The organism is Bifidobacterium sp. UTBIF-78 (assembly GCF_006408945.1).
Classification (GTDB): domain Bacteria; phylum Actinomycetota; class Actinomycetes; order Actinomycetales; family Bifidobacteriaceae; genus Bifidobacterium; species Bifidobacterium myosotis.
The window spans coordinates 1-20,473 of sequence record NZ_JFAO01000008.1 but is presented as its reverse complement, the minus strand read 5'-3'; the positions used below and the strand labels follow the sequence as shown (position 1 = coordinate 20,473).

The window sequence follows — 20,473 nt, the reverse complement described above, 5'->3', positions numbered from 1 at the left end:
CGCCGGTTCAAATCCGGCTAGCCCGACAGAAATGGCGGAATTCCAAGGGTTTCAAGCCTCTCCGATTTCGGCTCCTCTCATTCAGAGCACAAACGGAGCACATGGCTGGATACCGTGCCGGTCATCATCATCTCGGATGCACGGTGTGCGTCTCGACCCAGTGGTCAAGGTCGGCCCGCCGGTATCTGACGGCTCGTCCGACCCTCACGTATGGCAGTTCACGCCGCTCGCTGCGCCATCTGGACAGTATGGTGACGGGGATGGCGAGGACGGCCGCCGCCTGCGCCGGCGTGAGCAGCGGCTCGGGTGCGGTGTCGTTCCGTTCGGTGTGCATGCCCCGTCCTATGCTCGCGTCCATGACCGGAATCGCATAGGGGTGGTCATGGCACGAGCATGGATTCAGGACCGTTGGCTGAAATCAACGGAAACCCTACTGTCCGACGGGACGACGATGAAGCTACAACAGCGCAGCAATATCTTTCTCAATGGCTGAAGGTTTGGTAGTAGGGGCATACCGCGTTGTTACTTGACCATTGCGATTGATAAGGAATTTAGTGAAGTTCCATTTGATTGCACTGCCTAGCGTGCCGCTTTTCTGTTGTTTGAGCCACACGTACAAGGGGTCAGCATCCGGTCCGTTCACGTTGATTTTGGCGAATGTAGGGAACCTTACGCCGTAGGACAATCGGCAGATGGTACTGATTTCTGCAGAGGATTCAGGTGCCTGATTCGCAAACTGATCGCAGGGGAATCCTAATACGTCGAAGCCACGCTCATGATATGCCTGCTGCAATGCTTCCAGTCCTTCGAGTTGCGGAGTGAAGCCGCAGCGCGTGGCGATGTTCACCACCAGCAGCACTTCTCCTTGGTAATCGGCAAGGCTCTTTTCCCTGCCGTCGATATCGGTAACGGTGAAGTCATAAATAATGGTCATGGTGTCACCACTTAGTAGTTATTGATCTTGTAATTAAAGATGTGCGTTGACCTTGAAGGTTCGATAGATACACGGTGAATCGTTCATTAACGATGCCTGTAGCATCAGGAGCTTTTGGCGCTCGACAATCTCATGGAGGAGAACCGCATCTGGACGGACAGTACATGAATCTCGATTACGCCAAATCGTCGTCCCCGGAGGCGACGGCATGCATCCATGCCGCAAACGTCTCTCCCGGCGCGACGCCGGTGCCGTCATCCTTGGCTACTATGCGGTCATATTCATAGCTGGCCTTGTAGGCACCGCCGGAGGAATAATGGCCGCGGATCTGCGTCGGGCAGGGATGTCCGGCGGCGTCGCACAGTCTGCGAAGGCCGCCAAGATCACTCTGGGCGAGCTTGATCACCTGCCAGCGTACGTCATCGTCGACCACGACCTGATTGAGCGGCAGGACACGATCCTCCGCCGGATTCGCTTCGAGGCCCCTCATGCGGAAAAATGCGTTGAAGACCGTCATATTGCCCTCGAGCGACACGTAGATGTACACATCATGAACCGGCATACCCTCCGTCGCCTCAAGACACAACGAGACGAGACCGGACTGTACGTCCATGAAATCGTCCTCAAACACCCGTTCGGCCATGACTTCCCCTTCCTGATTCATTCCATGTGAGGTTCAATCCCCTTGCATTCCTTCCGATGTCCTCAATCAGTTGCTCTCCGAGGCCAAATCGTCCTGACCTCGTTGCACGTCATCCATCCAAGTGTCGAATGCGGTGGCTGGCGAGATGCCGTTCTCGGGGTCGGCAACGATGGGATGGTAGGAGTAGTGGGCCCGATACCTGCCGGTCGCGGTCTCGTATCGTCCGCGAATCTCGGTAGGGCATTCGCGGGAATATTCATTGCACAGGGCGCGCAGGCGACCCAGATCTTCTGTTCCCAGATCCAGTACCCGAAACACGAGCGTACGGTCTGTAATGACGTCCGCAAGCCCTTTGACTAATCCGTTCACGCGGAAGAACGTATTGAAGGAGGTCATGCCACCTTCAATGGAGCCATATATGTACACGACTTCGACATCGTCGTCTCCGGCCGCCTCCCAAGCCAATGCCACCATGCCGGACTGCACGTCCATGAATTTATCCTCAAACGTCCCTTCAGCCATGAGTCCACCTTCCTTGGCTCAGTTGGAGGCACAGTCTCCGCAGTCCCCTGACGCTTCAATCATAGATCCACCGCCCGTCGATGCCGCCAATCTGCTGTCGTTTCGGACTGTATGTACGCGGCTCGACGATACGGTCGCGTACATACAGTCGGAAAAGGACCTCGAATGGACTGTAAGTACGCGGATGGTTCGTCGCACCGCGTACATACAGTCGCAAACACCCCACCAACAGACTGTATGTATGCGTCCGTATCGTCACCCCGCATACATACAGTCCGGGGGCACACGCAAGGTGGCTAATATGGTGCTTCATGAGCAATGAGCGAACCACATCCGACGACCAGACCCGTGACCAGACGAACGCGCCCGCACCGGACGGCCAATCGCCGCACGAACCGCGCGAGTTTGCCGGACCGGGCGAGTTCGCAACTCTGCCGAAGGCGGAGTTCATGATGCCGGGACCCGACCGCGACCGGCTGGTCGGGCTCATCCTCGATGGCACGAAAACCGCCACCGCCGCGCTCCTGCTCGACTACACGGACTGTGGCGACCCGTTGCCCAAAGTCGGCGACCAATCCGTACTGGTGGACTCCGATGACCGGGGCATCGCACTGCTCGTCACCACCGCGGTTGACGTGGTCAGACTGGGTGACGTCACCGACCAACAGGCCATCGACGAGGGCGAAGGCGACACCACGGCGGCCGAATGGCGACGGACTCATGAATCATTCTGGAATTCACCGGACTACCGCACCGAATTCTCCAATCCGGATTTCCCACTCGACGACGACACCCTCGTCGTACTGGAGCATTTCACCGTCGCGGCACACCTGCAGACTAATCACCACCATACGGAATCGGCTTGATTCCAAGGTTGATTGGACCGGGAGACACTGCCAAGAAAGCACTGGTCCACAAATCAACGGAATCATTACCTAGTATGCCGCGTCATTAATTCGTTGATTATATTTTTGGCTCCCCTTGTTAGGGGAACTGGCCCGCGAAGCGGGTCTGAGGGGCAGTGAATTAATAAACGAATTTCTGACGCAGCATACTAGTGGTCCGTCTCACAAATAATTGAGGGTTTCAACTTGTGTCTCCCCCAGTCAGCTCCGCTGACAGCTCGTCCTGCAAGTATAGACGCGCTCCGTGCACAACTTGTTGGCTCCCCTTGTCAGGGACGTTGCCGTGAAGCGAACAGCGAAACTGTTTGCAGGCAACGCCCTGACAAGGGGAGCCAACACGAGCCAAAACCGAATCAATCCAGCCGTCAGGCGTGGCTCTCCGGCGCAGGTCCGACCACCGGACCAAACTGGCGCTTCGGCTTCTTGGCGCTCATGAGCATGAGGAAGCTGCGCGCCTGTGCGGTGATCACGAAGCCGGCCTCATAGCTCAATTCTGGGCCTGTGGGGTTGTGGGTGTCCACGATGAGCTGCCACTTGCGGCCGTAACGCTCATCCGGCAGGGTGAACATGATCGGCTCGTAGTGGGCGTTGAAGATGAGGATGAAGTCGTTGTCTACCATCCGGTTGCCGTACCAGTCCACCTCGGGGATATCCGAGCCGTTCAGGTAGATCATCATGGAGAAAGCGTGCGTGTTCTGCCAATCCTCCATATCCATGATGGAACCGGTGTGGTCGAACCATTCGACCTGCGGAATCTTGTTCGAATCATCGCCGGGCTCGCGTCCGGTGAAGAAGCGACGACGGTGCAGTACCGGGTGGTCGAGGCGCAGGTGCACGAGTTTGGAGACGAACGCCAGCATCTGCTTCTGGTCCTTGTCGAGATCCCAATTGGTCCACGAAATCTCGTTGTCCTGGCAGTAGGCGTTGTTGTTGCCCTGCTGGGTGCGCTCCACCTCGTCGCCGCCGCAGATCATCGGGATGCCTTGGCTCAGCAGCAGCGTGGAGAACATGTTGCGCATCTGGCGCTGGCGCAGGTCGTTGACGTCGCGGATGGTGGTGGGACCCTCCACGCCGCAGTTCCACGAACGGTTGTTGGACTCGCCGTCGCGGTTGCCCTCGCCGTTGGCGTCGTTGTGCTTCTCGTTGTAGCTCACCAGATCGTTGAGCGTGAAGCCGTCATGCGCGGTGATGAAGTTCACGGAAGCCACCGGGCGGCGGCCGTTGACCTGATACAGGTCGGAGCTACCCATGAGACGAGACGCGAACTCGGGCAACGTAGACGGCTGAGAGCGCCAGAAGTCGCGCACGGTGTCGCGGAACCGGCCGTTCCACTCGGACCAGCTGGACGGGAAGCCACCCACCTGATAGCCGCCGGAACCCAGATCCCACGGTTCGGCGATGAGCTTGACACGCGAGATGACCGGGTCCTGCTCGACGATGTCGAAGAAGGCGGACAGCTTGTCGACCTCCTGGAACTGGCGGGCCAGCGTGGCGGCGAGATCGAATCGGAAGCCATCGACATGCATCTCGGTGACCCAGTAGCGCAACGAGTCGGTGATGAGCTGCAGGGCGTGCGGCGAGCGCATGAGCAGCGAGTTACCGGTGCCGGTGGTGTCGAAGTAGTGCATCTGGTCGCCGTCCACCAGACGGTAGTACGACTGGTTGTCGATGCCCTTGAAGCTCAGGGTCGGGCCCATGTGGTTGCCTTCGGCGGTGTGGTTGTACACCACGTCGAGGATGACCTCCATGCCGGCACGGTGGTAGGCCTTGACCATGGACTTGAATTCGTTGACCTGCTCGCCGCGCTCCCCGGAGGAGGAGTAGGCGTTGTGCGGGGCGAAGAAGCCGATGGTGTTGTAGCCCCAGTAGTTCGACAGACCCTTCTCCTGAAGGAACGAATCGTTGACGAACTGGTGGATCGGCATAAGTTCGATGGCGGTCACGCCGAGCTTCTGCAGGTACTCGATGACGGTCGGGTATGCAAGGCCCGCGTAGGTGCCGCGAATGTCCGGCGGCACGTCCTTGTTGAGGTTGGTCATGCCACGCACATGCGCCTCGTAGATCACCGAGTCGTGGTACGGGATGTACGGGTGCTGGTCGTTGCCCCAATCGAAGTAGGGGTTGATGACCGCCGACTTCATCGTGTGGGCGGCGGAGTCGAGGTTGTTCATGGCCGAACTGTCGTCCGGGCTCCTGAACCAATAGGAGAAGAGGCTTTCATCGCCGTCGATGTTGCCTTCGATGGCCTTGGCGTACGGGTCGAGCAGCAGTTTGTTCGGGTTGCACCGCAGGCCGTGCGCCGGATTGTACGGACCGTAGACGCGGTAACCGTAGCGTTGGCCCGGCTGAAGCCCGGGGATGTAGTTATGCCACACGTAGGAGTTCTGTTCGGTCATCTCGATGCGGGTCTCGACGTCCTGATCGTCGAACAGGCACAACTCGACCTTCTGTGCAACCTGTGAGTAGAGGGCGAAGTTGACTCCGGCACCGTCGTAGCTGGCACCCAGAGGGTACATTGATCCAGGTCTGATCTGCATGATTCTAGTATCCCACCTTTCTTGTCGTCGTTTTGCTGATGGGGTGAACGTCAGGCGAACAACGCCTTGTCTTGTGTATCCGGGTCCTTGCGCTGGGCGAGGAGCCGACGCAGGGCCTCGTGTTGGATGGCGATCATCGAGTTCGATGCGGTGATGCGGGTGGCCGTGAGGTCGGACCAGGGAATCCATGCGGATTCCACATGTTCGTCCGGGTCGAAGTGACGCTCCTCGCGCCGGTACGGGCCCAGATGCAGCACCATGATGTGAGCGAGTTCGTCGGTCATGCCCTCGGACGAGTAGAAATCGCCCACATGATCGACGCCCATGACATCCCGGTCCGGAATCACACCGGTCTCCTCGGCGAGCTCGCGCAGCGCGGCGTCCAGTATGTCCTCGCCCTCGTCCATGAGACCGGCGGGCAGTCCGTAGGCGAACATGTCCGAACCGGCGCGGTATTCACGTTCGATAAGGTATCGGTCGGTGGACATGTCATGTACGAGCATCACCACGCAGGGGGCGTGGCGCAATACCTGACGGCCGATCTCATGCTGGTTGCCCTGCTTGTCCGTGAGGGCGAGCCGCATGTCGTCCACATGGAAGATGCGGCCCGTGTAGACGGTTTCGCTGCTGATCACCTTGGCCGGCACGTCCATATCGATGCCGTCCGAGCTGGCGTTCAGCGCGCGGTCGAGCCGTCGTTCCAGCCGTTCCTGCTGAGTATCGAACACCTCATTCCCCTTTACGTATTCGTGTGTTGATCAAGTTTGTTGATCGCGTATCCGTATCCGTCGGTTATCCGTCAGTCGGCCCGTCGCTCGTCCAGACCAGCTTCCAGATCCGCCCGGCGAAACACCGTCACCCGTCGACTCTTTGGCCCAGCAGTCCGTCCGCCGGCGAGCCACACACCGTTGGCAGGCACCCACTGGCAGGCACCCACTGGCCGGTCACGGCACGCCGGCCTCACCACTCACGCCCGCGCACCGTGATGCGAGGTGCCGGACGAGGTGATGGTCCACGTCCATGGGTCGGTGGTGCGGTGCAGCCACGTTACGCGTGGACGGCTGCCAGTCGCCCGCTCGACGGCCTGCGGCACATCCTCGACCGCATAGTTGAACCACATGGATTCGATGGCCGCGTGCGGCGTGTTGATGAAGTAGGGCCGAGTGCGTTCGTCACCCTTCCCAAGGGCGATGCCGGCGGCGCGCATCCGGGCCTCGTAACGGGCCTGTTCGATGGCGTCGGTCACCGGGTGGTGGCGCAGATCGCTGGTCACGTACACGTCCGCACCGGTGGCACGCACCTCGTCGAACAGCGAATCGCCGGAGCCGGGCAGCACGGCCACGGTCTGCACCATGGCATCGGGATCGCCGCACACCTGCACGCCGAGAGCGGTGGCCATGCCGTGACCATCGACCGCATCGAATACGCGCCGAGCGAAATCGTTGAGGGTGATCGGTTCGGCGAGCCGTCCCACACGGCCCAGTCCGACGGGGTGGTCCGATTGCGGGTCGCTGATGGGGACGAGCGGCTGCTGGTTGGTCAGTCCGAAAGCGTCCGCCGCTGCCTGACCGACGCCACGCCATGCGGCGTCGGCGTTGGTATGCCCGACCCACAGGGCGCAGCCGTGCTGGTACAGTCTGCGAACGATGTCACCGCGGAAACCGAGGCCGCCGGTCTCGTGCACGGCGCGGAAGAAGAGTGGATGATGGGTGACGAGCAGGTCGGCACCAGCTTCGATGGCCTCATCCACGATTGCCGACGTCGGGTCCGCCGCGAAGGCGATGACGCCGATGTCCCGGGTCAGGTCACCCACGATAAGGCCCGGCTCATCCCATTGTTCGGCGTAGCGCAGGGGGTACAGGGTCTCCAAGACGTCGATGACTTGCTTCAGATTCGGCATACACCTCATTGTAACGTCACAAGTCGGCTTTTCTGTGACGAACGGGTCCTCAATCGATTGATGATCGGACCCGTCAGTGCGCGGCGAGCTGCCAGTCGGCGCCAAGTCCGCAGGAGACATCCAGCGGCACGGCGAGATCCACGGCGTGTTCCATGGCGTCGCTGACCAGCGCGGTCACCTGTTCGGCCTCACCCGGCGCGACCTCCACCACCAGTTCGTCGTGGATCTGCAGGATGATGCGGCTCGTCACGCCGGCTTCGGCCAACGCACGGTCGGCGCGAATCATCGCGATCTTCATGATGTCGGCCGCGGAACCCTGGATCGGCGCGTTGAGCGCGGCGCGTTCGGCGGCATCGCGAGCCACACGGTTCGTGGATTGGAGGGCCGGGAAGTAGCGCCGGCGACCGAAGATCGTCTCGGTGTACCCGTCCTTGCGGGCGGAGGCCACCAGCGATTCCAGATAGTCATGCACCTTGCCGAAGGTGTCGAAGTACCGGTTCTTCAACGCCTCGGCCTCGCGCGGGGCGATGCCGAGCTGTTGGGCGAGGCCGTACGTGCTCAGACCGTATGCCAGACCATAGCTCATGGCCTTCACATGACTGCGCTGGTCGCCGGTGATCTGGTCGACCGGCACCTTGTAGACCATCGAGGCGACGTACTTGTGGAAGTCGGCGCCGGAGCGGAAGGCTTCGATCAGCGCTTCGTCTCCCGACAGGTCGGCCATGATGCGCAGCTCGACCTGCGAATAGTCGCAGCTCATCAGGGACGAGTAGCCCTCCCCCGCCACGAATGCGCTGCGGATCTCACGGCCGGAGGCGTTACGGTTGGGGATGTTCTGCAGGTTCGGGTCGGTGGAGCTCAAACGTCCGGTGGCGGCCACGGTTTGCTCGTACGTGGTGTGGATGCGGCTGTCCGACCGGTTGGTGGCGTCGATGAGCGTCTGCACGATCTGACGCAGCTTGTTGGTCTCGCGGTGCCGGAGCAGCGCTCCCAAGAACCCGTTGGCGCGCTCGTTGTCCAGCGAACGCTCGTACAAGCTCTGCAGCGCGGCCGCATTGGTGGTGTATGAACCGGATTTGGTGCGCTTGGTGGGTTTCAGGCCCATATCCTCGAACAGCACTTTCTGCAGCTGTTTGGGGCTTTGCAGGTTGATGTCCGAACCGGCGAACTGCCATGCCATGGTCTGTGCCATATCGGCGTCGGCGGCGAATTCATCGCGGATGGCGTTGAGCCGCTGCTGGTCCACGGCGGCGCCGATGTGCTCCATGCCGTGCAATACGCGGGAGACGGGCAGCTCCACGGCCCGCATCAGCCAGCACTGTTCGCGTTCGTCGATAATCGGGCCGAGCGTGTGTGCCAGGCCGTGGATGATGGCGAGGTCGCGCAGGCGGTCCTCGTCCGGTTCCGGTTCGGGGGCCTCATCCTCGAAATCGAGCGTCCCCTGCGCCGGACGGGCCTGCTCCTCCACATGGATGTCGAGGAAGTGTTCGGCGGCTTCGGCGAGATCGTCCGCGTGGAAGTCCGGTTGAGCCAGATATCCGGCCAGCTTGGTGTCGAACATCGGCAGGTCCATGTCAAGGCCGGCGGCACCCAGCAGATGCAGCAGCTCCTTATACCCGTGGACGATGGCACGGCCATGCTCCTCATCGAGGAACGTTTGCAGCGATTCACGCAGCGCCTCGTCGATCGGCGCGGCGATCAGTGCCGCATCATCGCCGACGGCGACCGCCAGCGTCTGCAACGTGGACCGTCCGGGCCGGGCGTCGCCCCACGCGGCGATGGTCCATGCGTGGTCCACGGCGTTGCCGCAGACCGCATGACGGTCGTCGTCGGCATAGTCGCGGACGGTGAACTGCGCCACCTCGTCGGGCACCGCGACCTGCGGCCGGTGGGTTTCGAGCCATGAGCCGAAATCCGCGGCGGAGGCGATAGCCGTGGGCCGTAAGGGTTCCAGCCCCTCCCCCGCGTCGGCGGGCCCGTTGCTGTCGGCGGAACCCCCGTTTCGGGTGGCCTTGGCCGATGCGGCGACGCCGTTGCCGAAGGTTTTCAGTACGCGGCTGCGGGTGCGGCTGCCGAATTCAAGGTCCTTGAACAGCTCGTTGAGCGCGGCGACATCCACATCGCCGAAGGTCAGGTCGTCGATGGCAACGCCGAGATCCACATTGCGGACCAGTGCGTTGACCTTGCGGTTGAGCCTGACCTGCTCGATGTTCTCGCGCAGCGCCTCACCCTTTTTGCCGCCGATTTCGTCGGCATGCTCGCATAGGGAGTCCAGAGAGCCGTACTGGTTGAGCCATTTGGCGGCATATCCGTCGCCCACGCCGGGCACTCCGGGGATGTTGTCCGCCGTTTCGCCGCGCAATGCCGCCAAATCGGGGTACTGCTGGGGCGTGACCTTGTATTTGTCCACGACGGCCTGCGGGGTCATGTGCTTGAGATCTTTGAAATGATGCCCCGGATACAGCACGGTGACGTTCTCGTCGATGAGCTGGAAAGCATCGCGGTCGCCGGACAGCACCAACGTGTGATAGCCTTCTCGATCGCCCATCGTAGCGAGCGTGGCGATGATGTCGTCGCCCTCGTAGCCGGGCTTTTCGATGTAGGTGACGCCTAGTGCGGTCAGCATGCGCTGGATGAGCGGCAGCTGGGTCAGCAGCTCCTCGGGGGCGGCTTCGCGCGTGCCCTTGTACTGCGGAAGCAGCTGATTGCGGAACGTGCCGCCCTTCACGTCGAAGGATACGGCCAGATGGTCGGGGTGCTCGGCGTCTATCACCTGCGCGAGCATGGTGGCGAACCCCCACACGGCGTTCGTGGCCTGCCCGGTCTGCGTGCTGAAGTTGTCGACCGGCAACGCAAAGAACGCGCGGAAGGCCAGAGAATGACCGTCCACCACCAGCAAGGTGCGGGTGGTGGACGGTTCGCTATTCGGCGAGGCGACAGTCAACGGCGACTCAGCGCTCATCCGAATCGGAAGGCTTCGGATCGCCGTACTTGGCGATGATGGCCATGGCCAGACGCTTCTTCGGGATGCGCTGGTCCATGGAGGTCTTCTGAATCCAACGGAAGGCGCCCTGCTCGGAGAAGTCGGCCTTGTCCATCAGCAGGCCCTTGGCGCGGTCGACGAGCTTGCGCTCCTCGAGCGTGTCCTCGGCCTTCTTCAGCTTCTCCTCGGCTTCCTTGAGTTGATCGGCGGTCTCCTTGAGCTTGCGCTCGCCGCGCTCCACGGTGTCGAGCAGATCGTTGATTTCGGCGAAACGGCCCATCGCCACTTCGAGGGTGGGCAACAGCTTGGATTCCTCGTACGGCTTGGTCACGTACGCCATGGCGCCGGCACCGGTGGCCTTCTTGACCAGATCGGTCTGGGAGAAGGCGGTGAGCATGACCACGGGGGCGATGTTCTCGTCGCAGATGATGCCAGCGGCGGTAATGCCGTCCATGCGCGGCATCTTGACGTCCATGCACACCACATCAGGGCGGAACTTGCGGGTGAGCTCGACGGCTTCCTCGCCGTTGGCGGCCTGGCCCACGACCTTGTAGCCGTTGTCTTCGAGCATGGCCACCAGATCCATACGGTTCACGGCCTCGTCTTCGGCCACCACCACGGTGCGAGGACCGTCCTCGGACTTTTCGGGAAGAGGCTGGCCATCGGCGACGGCCTTGAGCTCCTCATCAGTCAACACCTCGTCGACGTTGATGCTCGGTTCCTCGGACTTCTTCCTTGCAGCCATACCAACCTCTTTCCTCGCCCATCAATGGGATCATTGCGGCTTGACGGTAAACCTGAATTGCAAAGTGCCCCCGGTGGGACTCGAACCCACACTACGCAGATTTTGAGGCTGCTTCCTCTACCAATTGGGATACGGGGGCATGCCCAAGGCACTTTGCAGAGCTTAGCATATCCGACCGACCACCGCGGCTATGACACGCTCTGTTCGCACGAAAATGGAATCACCGTGACCAAAAACCGCGTTCCATCTCCGCCGCCAAGCCCATGGCCCCACCTCATCAGATCCACCCCGCCGACCCGCCACATCCGTAAGAGCGGAATTCGTTTGCGCGTCGGGCGGAAGGACTGTGTGTTGTTCGTTTTTCGCGCCCCGCGCGGACATACAATGAAACTGGTTTTCATAGCAACGCTGTTATGAATGCATGCTGTCATGAGTGATGAGGAGGGCATATGAGCAGCGAAACATACCGTCAATTCGATCCGTGGCGTCCTTCCCCGGTCAAGGAGATTTCCCGCCAGCAGACCGCGAAGACGCATTACTTCAACATCGACCATGTCTTTTACGAGACCAGTGGCGGTGACAAATTCGATCGCTACAGCATTCAGGACAACAGCGGTGACACCGTGGCCGTGCTCGCCATGACCGATGACGGCCTGATTCCGTTGGTGGAGCAGTACCGCGTCGCCAACCATCGTTGGACCCTGGAGATTCCGGGAGGCCATTCCCGCGACGCCTCCGAACGCCCCGCGGACGTCGCCAAGCGCAAGCTGGCCGAAGAGGGCGGTTTCGACGCGGCCAAAATCACGCAGTTCACGCGCTTTCTCAACACGCCCAGCTACTCCACGCAGCACACGGCGATCTTCTTTGCCTCCGGTCTGACTCCGGTCGCCCGCACGACAATCGGGCCCGAGACCCCACGCTCCGAAGTGCGTCTGGTAACGGTGGACGACGCCTATCAGATGATCGTCAATGGCACGATTGTGGACGCGAAGACCATCATCGCCATCCTGCGTCTCAAGAGCGGCAGTCTCAATCATCTGAATGACTAAAATAAGCGACCAGGGAACCGGCGACTTCGCTCGGTTTTGGACCAGCAGACGAGCTCGGCAGCCATAACACAACGGGAGAGGTCCCCACCCGAAAGGATGGGGACCTCTCCCGTTATCTACACGTATCTACGATCTACCCGATCGCGACGTGGCTGCGAGCAATCAGTCGCAGGCACCGACGGTATGGACGTAGATGGAATCGGTGCGGCCCGGCTGGTGATCGCCCTGAGCGGAGCTCAGAATCACGATCTTGTCGCCGTCAACAACCTTGCCGGCTTCCTTGAGGGTCTTGTCGGTGAAGACCATGAGGTCCTTGCGGGACTTGTCGTGGTAGTCCTCGCTCACCAGGAAGGCCTCGGTGCCCCAGGACAGGGCCAGCCAGTGGTAGGTGTGCTCGTTGTTGGTGATGCCGTAGATCGGGGCGGCCGGACGCTCGCGGGAGACGCGGTGCACGGTGGAGCCGGTCTGGGTGTAGGCGACGATGGCCTTGGCGTTGAGCTTGTCGGCCAGGTCCACGGCGGCGGAGGAGACGGCGCCGGTGGAGGACATGTCGAGGTTCTTCAGCTCCGGGATGCGGTCGAAGCCGTGGTCGGTGGCGTAGCCGGAGATGCGGGCCATGGTGTTCACGGTCACGTCCGGGTACTTGCCGACGGCGGTCTCGTTGGAGGTCATGGTGGCGTCGGCGCCGTCGAGAACGGCGTTGGCGCAGTCGGAGGCCTCAGCGCGGGTCGGAACCGGGGAGTTCACCATGGAGCCGAGGACCTCGGTGGCCACGATGACCGGCTTGGCGTACTGGCGAGCCAGCTCGATGATGCGCTTGGTGGCCAGCGGGACCTCTTCCAGCGGGCACTCGACGGCCATGTCGCCACGGGCGGCCATGACACCATCGAAGGTCTTCACGATCTCCTCGAGGTTCTCCAGAGCCTGCGGCTTCTCGATCTTGGCGACGATCGGGATGCGACGGCCTTCCTCGTCCATGATCTCGTGGGCGCGATCGATATCGGTGGCGAAACGCACGAAGGACATGGCGATGATGTCGGCGCCGGTACGGATGGCCCAGCGCAGATCGGCCTCGTCCTTCTCGGTCAGGGCCGGCAGGGAGACGGCCACGCCCGGCAGGTTGATGCCCTTGTGGGAGGACACCGGACCGGCCACGACGACCTTGGTGTACACGTTGTTGCCCTCGACCTTGGTCACCTCAAGACGAACCTTGCCGTCGTCGATGAGGATCGGGTCGCCCGGGTGGCAGTCACCCGGCAGGCCCTTGAAGGTGGTGGAGGTGATGTGCTCGTCACCCTCGATGTCGTCGGTGGTGATGACGAACTCCTGGCCAAGCTGCAGCTGAACCTTGTCCTCACCCTCGGCGTTCTTCTTGAACCAACCGCAACGAATCTTCGGGCCCTGCAGATCCACCAGGGCGGCAACGTTGCGACCAGTGGCCTCGCCGGCCTTGCGCACGTTGTTGTAGACCTTGAGGTGATCCTCGGGAGTGCCGTGGGAGCGGTTCAGACGAGCAACGTCCATACCGGCTTCGACGAGCTTGAGAAGGTTGTCGTAATCCTCGGTAGCGGGACCGATGGTATCAACGATCTTGGCTTTACGCATGAATGCCTGCCTATTCTTTGGTTATGGTTCCGAGGCGTGAATGCCTCAATTGCCGTCTAACAGTCTACTAGGGCAAACCGTTGCATGACAAGTTTTTCGCCCGGTGTGTTGTGAGCGCTCACATTGTTGCGGCTGCTGGGTTTCCGGGTGTTGTTTGCCTTGCGTTTTCAGGCTTTTTCAACCGTGTTCATATGCTTCATCTTGATGACGGAGGCCAGAGCCGCGCCGCCGATTGCCACCACGATCACGGCCAGCGACAGCCAGGTCGGAACTTCAGGCACCCAATGGATGCCCTCACCGCCGTTGATGAACGGCAGGGTGTTGCCGTGCAGGGCCTCCATGATGAGCTTGACGCCGATGAAGCCCAGTACCACGGACAAGCCCACCGGCAGGTAGACCAGCTTGTCCAGCAGGGCGCCGAGCAGGAAGTACAGCTGCTGCAGGCCAAGCAGGGCGAACACGTTGGAGGTGAACACCAGGAACGGATCCTTGGTCAGGCCGAAGATGGCGGGGATCGAATCGAAGGCGAACATCACATCCGTGGTGCCGATGGTCAGGAACACGATGAGCATCGGGGTCCAGTAGCGCACGCCGTTCTTGGTGGTCCTCAGCTTCTCGCCGTCGTAGTCGTTGGAGATCTTGATGACCTTGCGCAGCGTGCGAATCAGGCCATTCTCGTGGTACTCCTCGTCATCGTCGCCGCCGAACACGAGCTTGAGGGCGGTATAAATAAGGAATGCGCCGAAGATGAAGAACACCCATGTGAACCGGGTGATCAGCGCCGCACCGATGAGGATGAAGATGCCGCGGAAGATCAGCGCGATGGTGATACCGACCGACAACACGTACTTCTGAATCTGCTTGGGCACGGCGAAGTTCGACATGATGATGACGAACACGAAGAGGTTGTCGATGGACAGCGAGTATTCGGTGAGCCATCCCGAGTAGAACTCGATGGCCGGCTTGGAACCGGCGAAGAACCAGATGAACCCACCGAAGATCAGTGCCATCACGACGAAGAAGGCGATGTGCTGGACGCACTCCTTGGTGGAGGGCACATGCGGACGCCTACCGATGACGAACAAGTCCACGATGAAGAACAGTGCGAGCACCACAAAGGTGATGATTTCGAATGCAAGTGGGGTTTCTGCCATGATTCCCTACACTAAACCATCACGATGACGGCCTGTCGCAGCATTACCATCGGCCGACATGCCGTACCATACCGCCGACCGACATGCCTCACCATACCGCCGCATGCCGCCAGTCAACGCTTGCGCCCGCACCCCACCGTGTAGGGAAACACCCACCGTGTAGGGATTTCCCCATCGTGTAGGGATGCAAAATCACGGATTGGCGGAATATAGCCGTTTTGTATCCCTACATGGTGGGATTTTCCCTACACCGTGGGTGATTCCCTACACCGTGGGTGATTCCCTACACGGTGGGTGAATCCCTACGCGGTGGGCTGGCTGTGGTGCGTGTTGCGCGACCGTAGGCAGCGTAGGCGTGTGCTAAGCTCCGCGAGCGCACGCCGGAGCGAGGCCGAACGGCCTTGAGTGTGTCGCGCAACACGCATCACAGCCCGCCCACAGCAGCTGCCACGGAGGCTCACTTATTCGCCTCCGCATCCCCTGCGACGCTCGCAACGCTACCGCTGCCCACAACCAGCAAACACAGCCAACCTCCGGTTGACCACACATCAGCTCACTGCCGTTCGCCCTCACCTAAAAACGCCTCTGGCGTTTTCTTCACGGCTCGGCCACGGAGGCTCACTTATTCGCCTCCGCATCCCCTGCGACGCTCGCGACGCTACCGCTGCTCGCTGCTACGGAGGCTCACTTATTCGCCTCCGTCATTTGCCTGAGCTCCTTTTTGAGGTCACGGATTTCGTCGCGCAACCGGGCGGCGAGCTCGAACTGGAGCTGTTCGGCGGCGGTGTGCATCTGCTCGCTGAGCTGACGGATGAGGTCGGCGAGATCCTGCGCCGGCAGTCCGGCCTTGAGAATCTCCTCATGGCGCTTGTCCGCCTCGCCGGGATCATACACGGGCACGCCCAGATGAGTGTTGCCGGCCTTGCCCGCATTTCGGTAGCCGCCTTCCAGCAGCGTGGCCGTGTCCACATCCTCCTTGGCGAGCATGTCGTTGACGTCGCTGATCTTCTTGATGAGCGGCTTCGGATCAATATGGTGCTCCTGGTTGTAGGCCATCTGCTTGGCCCGACGGCGATCGGTCTCGTCGATGGCCTTGCGCATGGCCTCGGTGGTCTCGTCGGCATACATGATGACCATGCCGGACACGTTGCGGGCCGCGCGTCCGATGGTCTGGATGAGCGAGCGGTAGGAACGCAGGAATCCCTCCTTGTCGGCATCGAGAATCGCCACCAGCGAGACCTCCGGCAGGTCGAGACCCTCACGCAGCAGGTTGATGCCAACGATCACGTCGATTTTGCCCTCGCGTAGCATGCGCAGCAGTTCCACACGGCGTAGCGTATCCACGTCGGAATGCAGGTACTCCACCTTGATGCCGCGCTCAAGCAGGTAATCGGTCAGATCCTCGGCCATCTTCTTGGTCAGCGTGGTCACCAGCGCGCGCTCGTTGCGGGCCACTCGCGCCTTGATCTCCCCCAGCAGATCGTCGATCTGCCCGTTGACCGGACGCACCTCAATCTTCGGGTCCAACAGACCGGTCGGTCGGATGATCTGTTCGACCACTCCGTCGGACAGTCCAAGTTCGTAATCGCCCGGCGTCGCGGACAGATACACCGTCTGACCGACGCGCTGCAGGAACTCGGGCCATTTGAGAGGACGGTTGTCCATCGCGGACGGCAGACGGAATCCGTGCTCCACCAGTGTGCGCTTGCGGGATGCGTCGCCTTCGTACATCGCGCCGATCTGCGGGACCGTCACATGCGACTCGTCGATCACCAGCAGGAAATCGTCCGGGAAGAAGTCGAGCAGGGTATGCGGCGGCGTACCGGGCGCACGGCCGTCGAAGTGACGGGAATAGTTCTCCACGCCGGAGCACACGCCCACCTGCGTAAGCATCTCCAAATCATATGTGGTGCGCATGTTGAGACGTTGCGCCTCAAGCTCCTTGCCCTGCTTCCTGAGCTCGGCCAGACGCTCGTCCAGTTCCTCGCGAATGGTCTTGAGCGCGCGCTCCATGCGGGCCGGCCCCGCCACGTAATGCGACGCCGGAAAGATGTGGATTTCGCTCTCATGGGCGATCTCGTCACCGGTGAGCGGGTGCAGCGTGGAGATGCGGTCGATCTCGTCACCGAAGAATTCGATGCGCACGGCCAGCTCCTCGTAGACGGGGATAATCTCCACCGTGTCGCCGCGCACGCGGAAAGTGCCGCGCGTGAAGGCGATGTCGTTGCGCTTGTACTGCATGGCCACGAACTTGCGCAGCAGGTCGTCGCGATTAATCTCCATGCCCTCTTTCAGCAGCAGCATGCGGCCGGCGTACTCCTCCGGCGTGCCGAGGCCGTAGATGCAGGAAACCGTGGCCACGACCACGCAGTCGCGGCGCGTCAGCAGGTTCGCCGTGGCCTGGTGGCGCAGACGCTCCACATCGTCGTTGATGTTGGAGTCCTTTTCGATGTACGTGTCCGTCTGCGGGATGTACGCCTCGGGCTGGTAGTAGTCATAGTAGGAGACGAAATAGCTGACGGCGTTGTCCGGCATCAGCTCGCGGAATTCGGCGCACAGCTGCGCGGCCAGGGTCTTGTTGGGCTCGATGATGAGGGTCGGACGCTGGAGCTTCTCGATGAGCCACGCGGTGGTGGCCGTCTTGCCGGTGCCGGTGGCGCCCATAAGCACCACATCGTTCTCGCCGTTTTCGATGCGCTGCGCCAGTTCCGCGATGGCCTGCGGCTGATCGCCGGACGGCTGGTACGGTGATTTGACCACAAAAGGCTTGTTCGCACGCTCGATGTTGAATCCCATGGGTCACCATCCTAGACCGGGCTCATAACGAGGTTCCCTTACGGGATAACCGCCGTGCGGTCACGCCTCCCACTGCCGGTACAGCGCATCGGCCTGCGCCAGCATGTCGGGCAACGGCTGGGTGGAGTCGATGACAACATCCGCAATGGCACGACGCTCCTCCTCGCTCGACTGGCTGCGGATACGATCCTCGGCCTGTTCCACGGTCATGCCGCGATTCTCGATCAGCCGGTCGAGACGCATGCATACCGGCGCCTCGACGGTGACGATCTGGTCGAATTCGAATGGAATCGTGTCGATGACCTCGGCGAGCAGCGGCACGTCGTGGACGACAATCAGCGGAGCGCCATTCCCGTCGCGCTCGGCGGCGGCCGCGGCATTCGCCTCCAGCCAACGCGCCTCATCGTAGATCAGCGGATGTTCGATGGCGTCCAACCGTTCGCGCGCCCCCGGCTCGGCCGCTTTGCCGAAGATATGATCGGCGACCCACGACCGGTTCAATGTGCCATCGGCATTGAGCGCATGGGGGCCGAATTCCTTGGCGATCTCCGGTAACGCCACTCCCCCGGGCTCGACCACCCTGCGTGCCAGGGCGTCGTAGTCGATGTGCAGTGCGCCCAACTCGCGCCAGCGCGCCGCCACCGTGCTTTTCCCCGCGGCGATGCCGCCCGTCAATCCGATTCTCATCATGCGTTTCATCGTAGCGGAATACCGCCATCGCTATGCCATTGGGCCAGTAGCCGGTAGTCAGCAGCCCTCGTCAGCAATTCGTCGATGAATGTTGACAGCCTGCAACCCCGATTCGCGGCCCGGTTCCCCTAGGGACACCGCATACGAGAAAACCCGGCCCAATCGGACCGGGTTTTCATCAAACGCTAGGCGTCAGCTTCGCGGCGAACTCACTTGCCGAGCAGCTGGTCGCGCAGGGCGGCGAGCTGATCGGAGTCGGCGAGGGTACCGGTGGTCGGCGCAGCGGAAGAGTAGTTGGAGGTCTCCTCGACCGGCTTCTCTTCCTTCGGGCCCTGACCGTCGGCGGCAGCGGACTCGGCAGCGTTGGCCAGCTCCTTGGCCACGAACTCCTTGTGCTCCTCCCACAGCTCGTGAGCGGCGGCGTACTGGGCCTCCCACTCCTCGCGCTGCTTCTCGAAGCCAGCGATCCACTCGTTGGTGTTCGGGTCGAAGCCTTCGGGGTACTTGTAGTTGCCCTGCTCGTCGTACTCGGCCGGCATGCCGTAGATGGCCGGATCGAAGTCCTCGGAGTTCGGGTCGACGGAGTCGTTGGCCTGCTTGAGGGACAGGGAGATACGGCGACGATCGAGATCGACGTCGATCACCTTGACGAACACGGTCTCGCCCGGCTTGACCACGGTCTCCGGGTTGTCGACGTGACGGTTGGCGAGCTCGGAGATGTGCACCAGGCCCTCGATGCCGTCCTCGACGGAGATGAAGACACCGAACTGAACGATCTTGGTGACCTTGCCCTTGACGATCTGGCCGGGGACGTGGGTGCGAGCGAAGCGCTGCCACGGATCCTCCTGGGTCGCCTTGAGGGACAGGGAGATGCGCTCGCGATCGAGATCGACGTCGAGCACCTCGACGGTGACCTTGTCGCCGACCTTGACGACCTCGGACGGGTGGTCGATGTGCTTCCAGGACAGCTCGGAGACGTGAATCAGGCCGTCAACACCGCCCAGATCGACGAAGGCGCCGAAGTTGACGATGGAGGACACCACGCCCTCACGAATCTGGCCCTTCTTGAGCTGGGACAGGAAGGTCTCACGGACCTCGGACTGGGTCTCCTCGAGGTACTGACGACGGGAGAGGACCACGTTGTTGCGGTTCTTGTCGAGCTCGAGGATCTTGGCCTTGATCTTCTGGCCGATGTACGGGGACAGGTCGCGGACGCGGCGCATCTCCACGAGGGAGGCCGGCAGGAAGCCACGCAGACCGATGTCGACGATGAGGCCGCCCTTGACGGCTTCGATGACGGTGCCCTCAACGACGCCGTCGGCTTCCTTGATCTTCTCGATGTCGCCCCAGGCGCGCTCGTACTGAGCACGCTTCTTGGACAGAATCAGACGGCCTTCCTTGTCTTCCTTGGTGACGACAAGGGCCTCAATCGGATCGCCAACCTTGACGACCTCGTCGGGATCGACGTCCTTCTTGATGGAAAGTTCGCGGGAGGGAATCACACCCTCGGTCTTGTAGCCGATGTCGACCAGGACCTCGTCGTGATCGATCTTGACGACGGTACCCTCGACCAGATCACCATCATCGAAGTTCTTGATGGTGGAATCGACTGCCTTGATGAAGTCCTCTTCGGTGCCGATGTCGTTGATGGCGACCTTGGTGACTTCAGTGTTGTTCTCTGCCATGTATATATATGGTTTCTCAATAGATGGATGGATAATTACTCGATATTCAGTTATGCGCACGCCCAATAAGGGCACAAATATTCAGAATACAGGCATCTATAGTCAAAATTCTTAGAGGAATCCGGGCGTGTCGCCCGGATACTGCCACATCACCTCGGGGCCCCACCCCCGAGGCGTCGCCTACCGGCACTCCACCGGACTGCCGGCTCAACGGCTCCGTGGGCGTGTCGCCCGGATACTGCCACATCGCCCCGTGACTTCACACCCTGAGCCGTTCCGTCAAAGCTGACCGCCGCAGGAGTGAGGCATGTGCATCGCGACACAC

At 61.3% G+C, this 20,473-nt stretch carries 16 protein-coding genes and 1 tRNA gene; 2 read left to right on the top strand and 15 right to left on the bottom strand.

Annotation, left to right across the window (positions count from 1 at the left end):
* Nucleotides 1–127: 127 nt before the first annotated feature.
* The 4 genes from BG22_RS02670 to BG22_RS02655 all read right to left on the bottom strand — a co-directional run bounded on the left by BG22_RS02670 (nt 128) and on the right by BG22_RS02655 (nt 2,099).
* Nucleotides 128–334: a helix-turn-helix domain-containing protein gene (locus BG22_RS02670; RefSeq protein WP_140492905.1), complete on the bottom strand. Its 207-nt coding sequence runs from the start codon at nt 332–334 to the stop codon at nt 128–130.
* 123 nt (nt 335–457) lie between these two features.
* Nucleotides 458–934, bottom strand: a complete 477-nt coding sequence (locus BG22_RS02665) for a glutathione peroxidase (RefSeq protein WP_140492902.1) — start codon at nt 932–934, stop codon at nt 458–460.
* Between the two features lie 175 nt (nt 935–1,109).
* A complete protein-coding gene (locus BG22_RS02660; protein WP_140492899.1) occupies nt 1,110–1,577 on the bottom strand; it encodes a hypothetical protein in 468 nt (155 codons plus the stop codon).
* Between the two features lie 66 nt (nt 1,578–1,643).
* A complete protein-coding gene (locus tag BG22_RS02655) occupies nt 1,644–2,099 on the bottom strand; it encodes a hypothetical protein (protein WP_140492896.1) in 456 nt (151 codons plus the stop codon).
* 311 nt (nt 2,100–2,410) lie between these two features.
* Here BG22_RS02655 and BG22_RS02650 point away from each other — a divergent pair, with 311 nt between their 5' ends.
* Nucleotides 2,411–2,965 carry an ASCH domain-containing protein gene (locus BG22_RS02650; protein WP_140492893.1) on the top strand — a complete coding sequence of 185 codons (555 nt, stop codon included), beginning with the start codon at nt 2,411–2,413 and terminating at the stop codon, nt 2,963–2,965.
* Nucleotides 2,966–3,369: 404 nt separating this feature from the next.
* Here the strand turns inward: BG22_RS02650 and glgX are convergent, their stop codons facing one another.
* From glgX to BG22_RS02620, 6 genes are all read right to left on the bottom strand, one after another.
* Complete coding sequence (gene glgX / locus BG22_RS02645; RefSeq protein WP_169834079.1) at nt 3,370–5,520, bottom strand: glycogen debranching protein GlgX; 2,151 nt, start codon at nt 5,518–5,520, stop codon at nt 3,370–3,372.
* Nucleotides 5,521–5,591: 71 nt separating this feature from the next.
* Nucleotides 5,592–6,194 (bottom strand): NUDIX hydrolase, encoded by a 603-nt coding sequence (locus BG22_RS02640; protein WP_375137684.1) that lies wholly within the window; start codon nt 6,192–6,194, stop codon nt 5,592–5,594.
* Between the two features lie 314 nt (nt 6,195–6,508).
* Nucleotides 6,509–7,441 (bottom strand): Nif3-like dinuclear metal center hexameric protein, encoded by a 933-nt coding sequence (locus BG22_RS02635; RefSeq protein WP_181163346.1) that lies wholly within the window; start codon nt 7,439–7,441, stop codon nt 6,509–6,511.
* 73 nt (nt 7,442–7,514) lie between these two features.
* A complete protein-coding gene (polA, locus tag BG22_RS02630; RefSeq protein ID WP_140492884.1) occupies nt 7,515–10,403 on the bottom strand; it encodes a DNA polymerase I in 2,889 nt (962 codons plus the stop codon).
* On the bottom strand, nt 10,393–11,169 hold the full coding sequence (locus BG22_RS02625; RefSeq protein WP_140492881.1) for an ANTAR domain-containing response regulator: 777 nt from the start codon (nt 11,167–11,169) through the stop codon (nt 10,393–10,395). The genes polA and BG22_RS02625 overlap by 11 nt, the downstream gene beginning before the upstream one ends.
* 65 nt (nt 11,170–11,234) lie before the next feature.
* Nucleotides 11,235–11,308: transfer RNA gene (locus tag BG22_RS02620), tRNA-Leu, on the bottom strand.
* A gap of 310 nt (nt 11,309–11,618) precedes the next feature.
* Here BG22_RS02620 and BG22_RS02615 point away from each other — a divergent pair.
* On the top strand, nt 11,619–12,218 hold the full coding sequence (locus tag BG22_RS02615) for an NUDIX hydrolase (protein WP_094667626.1): 600 nt from the start codon (nt 11,619–11,621) through the stop codon (nt 12,216–12,218).
* 162 nt (nt 12,219–12,380) lie between these two features.
* Here the strand turns inward: BG22_RS02615 and pyk are convergent, their stop codons facing one another.
* From pyk to rpsA, 5 genes are all read right to left on the bottom strand, one after another.
* Entirely contained in the window at nt 12,381–13,823 is a 1,443-nt protein-coding gene (gene pyk / locus BG22_RS02610) for a pyruvate kinase (protein WP_094667627.1), read from the bottom strand.
* Between the two features lie 167 nt (nt 13,824–13,990).
* Entirely contained in the window at nt 13,991–14,977 is a 987-nt protein-coding gene (locus BG22_RS02605) for a TerC family protein (protein ID WP_094667628.1), read from the bottom strand.
* A 684-nt stretch (nt 14,978–15,661) separates the two neighbouring features.
* Complete coding sequence (uvrB, locus tag BG22_RS02600; RefSeq protein WP_094667629.1) at nt 15,662–17,773, bottom strand: excinuclease ABC subunit UvrB; 2,112 nt, start codon at nt 17,771–17,773, stop codon at nt 15,662–15,664.
* Between the two features lie 60 nt (nt 17,774–17,833).
* Nucleotides 17,834–18,472, bottom strand: coding sequence for a dephospho-CoA kinase (gene coaE / locus BG22_RS02595; RefSeq protein ID WP_094667630.1), 639 nt, complete (start codon nt 18,470–18,472; stop codon nt 17,834–17,836).
* A 200-nt stretch (nt 18,473–18,672) separates the two neighbouring features.
* A complete protein-coding gene (gene rpsA / locus BG22_RS02590) occupies nt 18,673–20,148 on the bottom strand; it encodes a 30S ribosomal protein S1 (protein WP_094667631.1) in 1,476 nt (491 codons plus the stop codon).
* Between the last annotated feature and the right edge of the window lie 325 nt (nt 20,149–20,473).

What these genes read in the sequence shown, in the direction of transcription:
- BG22_RS02670 (WP_140492905.1), bottom strand. Translation starts at nt 334, where the DNA reads ATGCACACCGAACGGAACGACACCGCACCCGAGCCGCTGCTCACGCCG.
- BG22_RS02665 (WP_140492902.1), bottom strand. Translation starts at nt 934, where the DNA reads ATGACCATTATTTATGACTTCACCGTTACCGATATCGACGGCAGGGAA.
- BG22_RS02660 (WP_140492899.1), bottom strand. Translation starts at nt 1,577, where the DNA reads ATGGCCGAACGGGTGTTTGAGGACGATTTCATGGACGTACAGTCCGGT.
- BG22_RS02655 (WP_140492896.1), bottom strand. Translation starts at nt 2,099, where the DNA reads ATGGCTGAAGGGACGTTTGAGGATAAATTCATGGACGTGCAGTCCGGC.
- BG22_RS02650 (WP_140492893.1), top strand. Translation starts at nt 2,411, where the DNA reads ATGAGCAATGAGCGAACCACATCCGACGACCAGACCCGTGACCAGACG.
- glgX (WP_169834079.1), bottom strand. Translation starts at nt 5,520, where the DNA reads ATGTACCCTCTGGGTGCCAGCTACGACGGTGCCGGAGTCAACTTCGCC.
- BG22_RS02640 (WP_375137684.1), bottom strand. Translation starts at nt 6,194, where the DNA reads ATGGACGTGCCGGCCAAGGTGATCAGCAGCGAAACCGTCTACACGGGC.
- BG22_RS02635 (WP_181163346.1), bottom strand. Translation starts at nt 7,441, where the DNA reads ATGCCGAATCTGAAGCAAGTCATCGACGTCTTGGAGACCCTGTACCCC.
- polA (WP_140492884.1), bottom strand. Translation starts at nt 10,403, where the DNA reads ATGAGCGCTGAGTCGCCGTTGACTGTCGCCTCGCCGAATAGCGAACCG.
- BG22_RS02625 (WP_140492881.1), bottom strand. Translation starts at nt 11,169, where the DNA reads ATGGCTGCAAGGAAGAAGTCCGAGGAACCGAGCATCAACGTCGACGAG.
- BG22_RS02615 (WP_094667626.1), top strand. Translation starts at nt 11,619, where the DNA reads ATGAGCAGCGAAACATACCGTCAATTCGATCCGTGGCGTCCTTCCCCG.
- pyk (WP_094667627.1), bottom strand. Translation starts at nt 13,823, where the DNA reads ATGCGTAAAGCCAAGATCGTTGATACCATCGGTCCCGCTACCGAGGAT.
- BG22_RS02605 (WP_094667628.1), bottom strand. Translation starts at nt 14,977, where the DNA reads ATGGCAGAAACCCCACTTGCATTCGAAATCATCACCTTTGTGGTGCTC.
- uvrB (WP_094667629.1), bottom strand. Translation starts at nt 17,773, where the DNA reads ATGGGATTCAACATCGAGCGTGCGAACAAGCCTTTTGTGGTCAAATCA.
- coaE (WP_094667630.1), bottom strand. Translation starts at nt 18,472, where the DNA reads ATGAAACGCATGATGAGAATCGGATTGACGGGCGGCATCGCCGCGGGG.
- rpsA (WP_094667631.1), bottom strand. Translation starts at nt 20,148, where the DNA reads ATGGCAGAGAACAACACTGAAGTCACCAAGGTCGCCATCAACGACATC.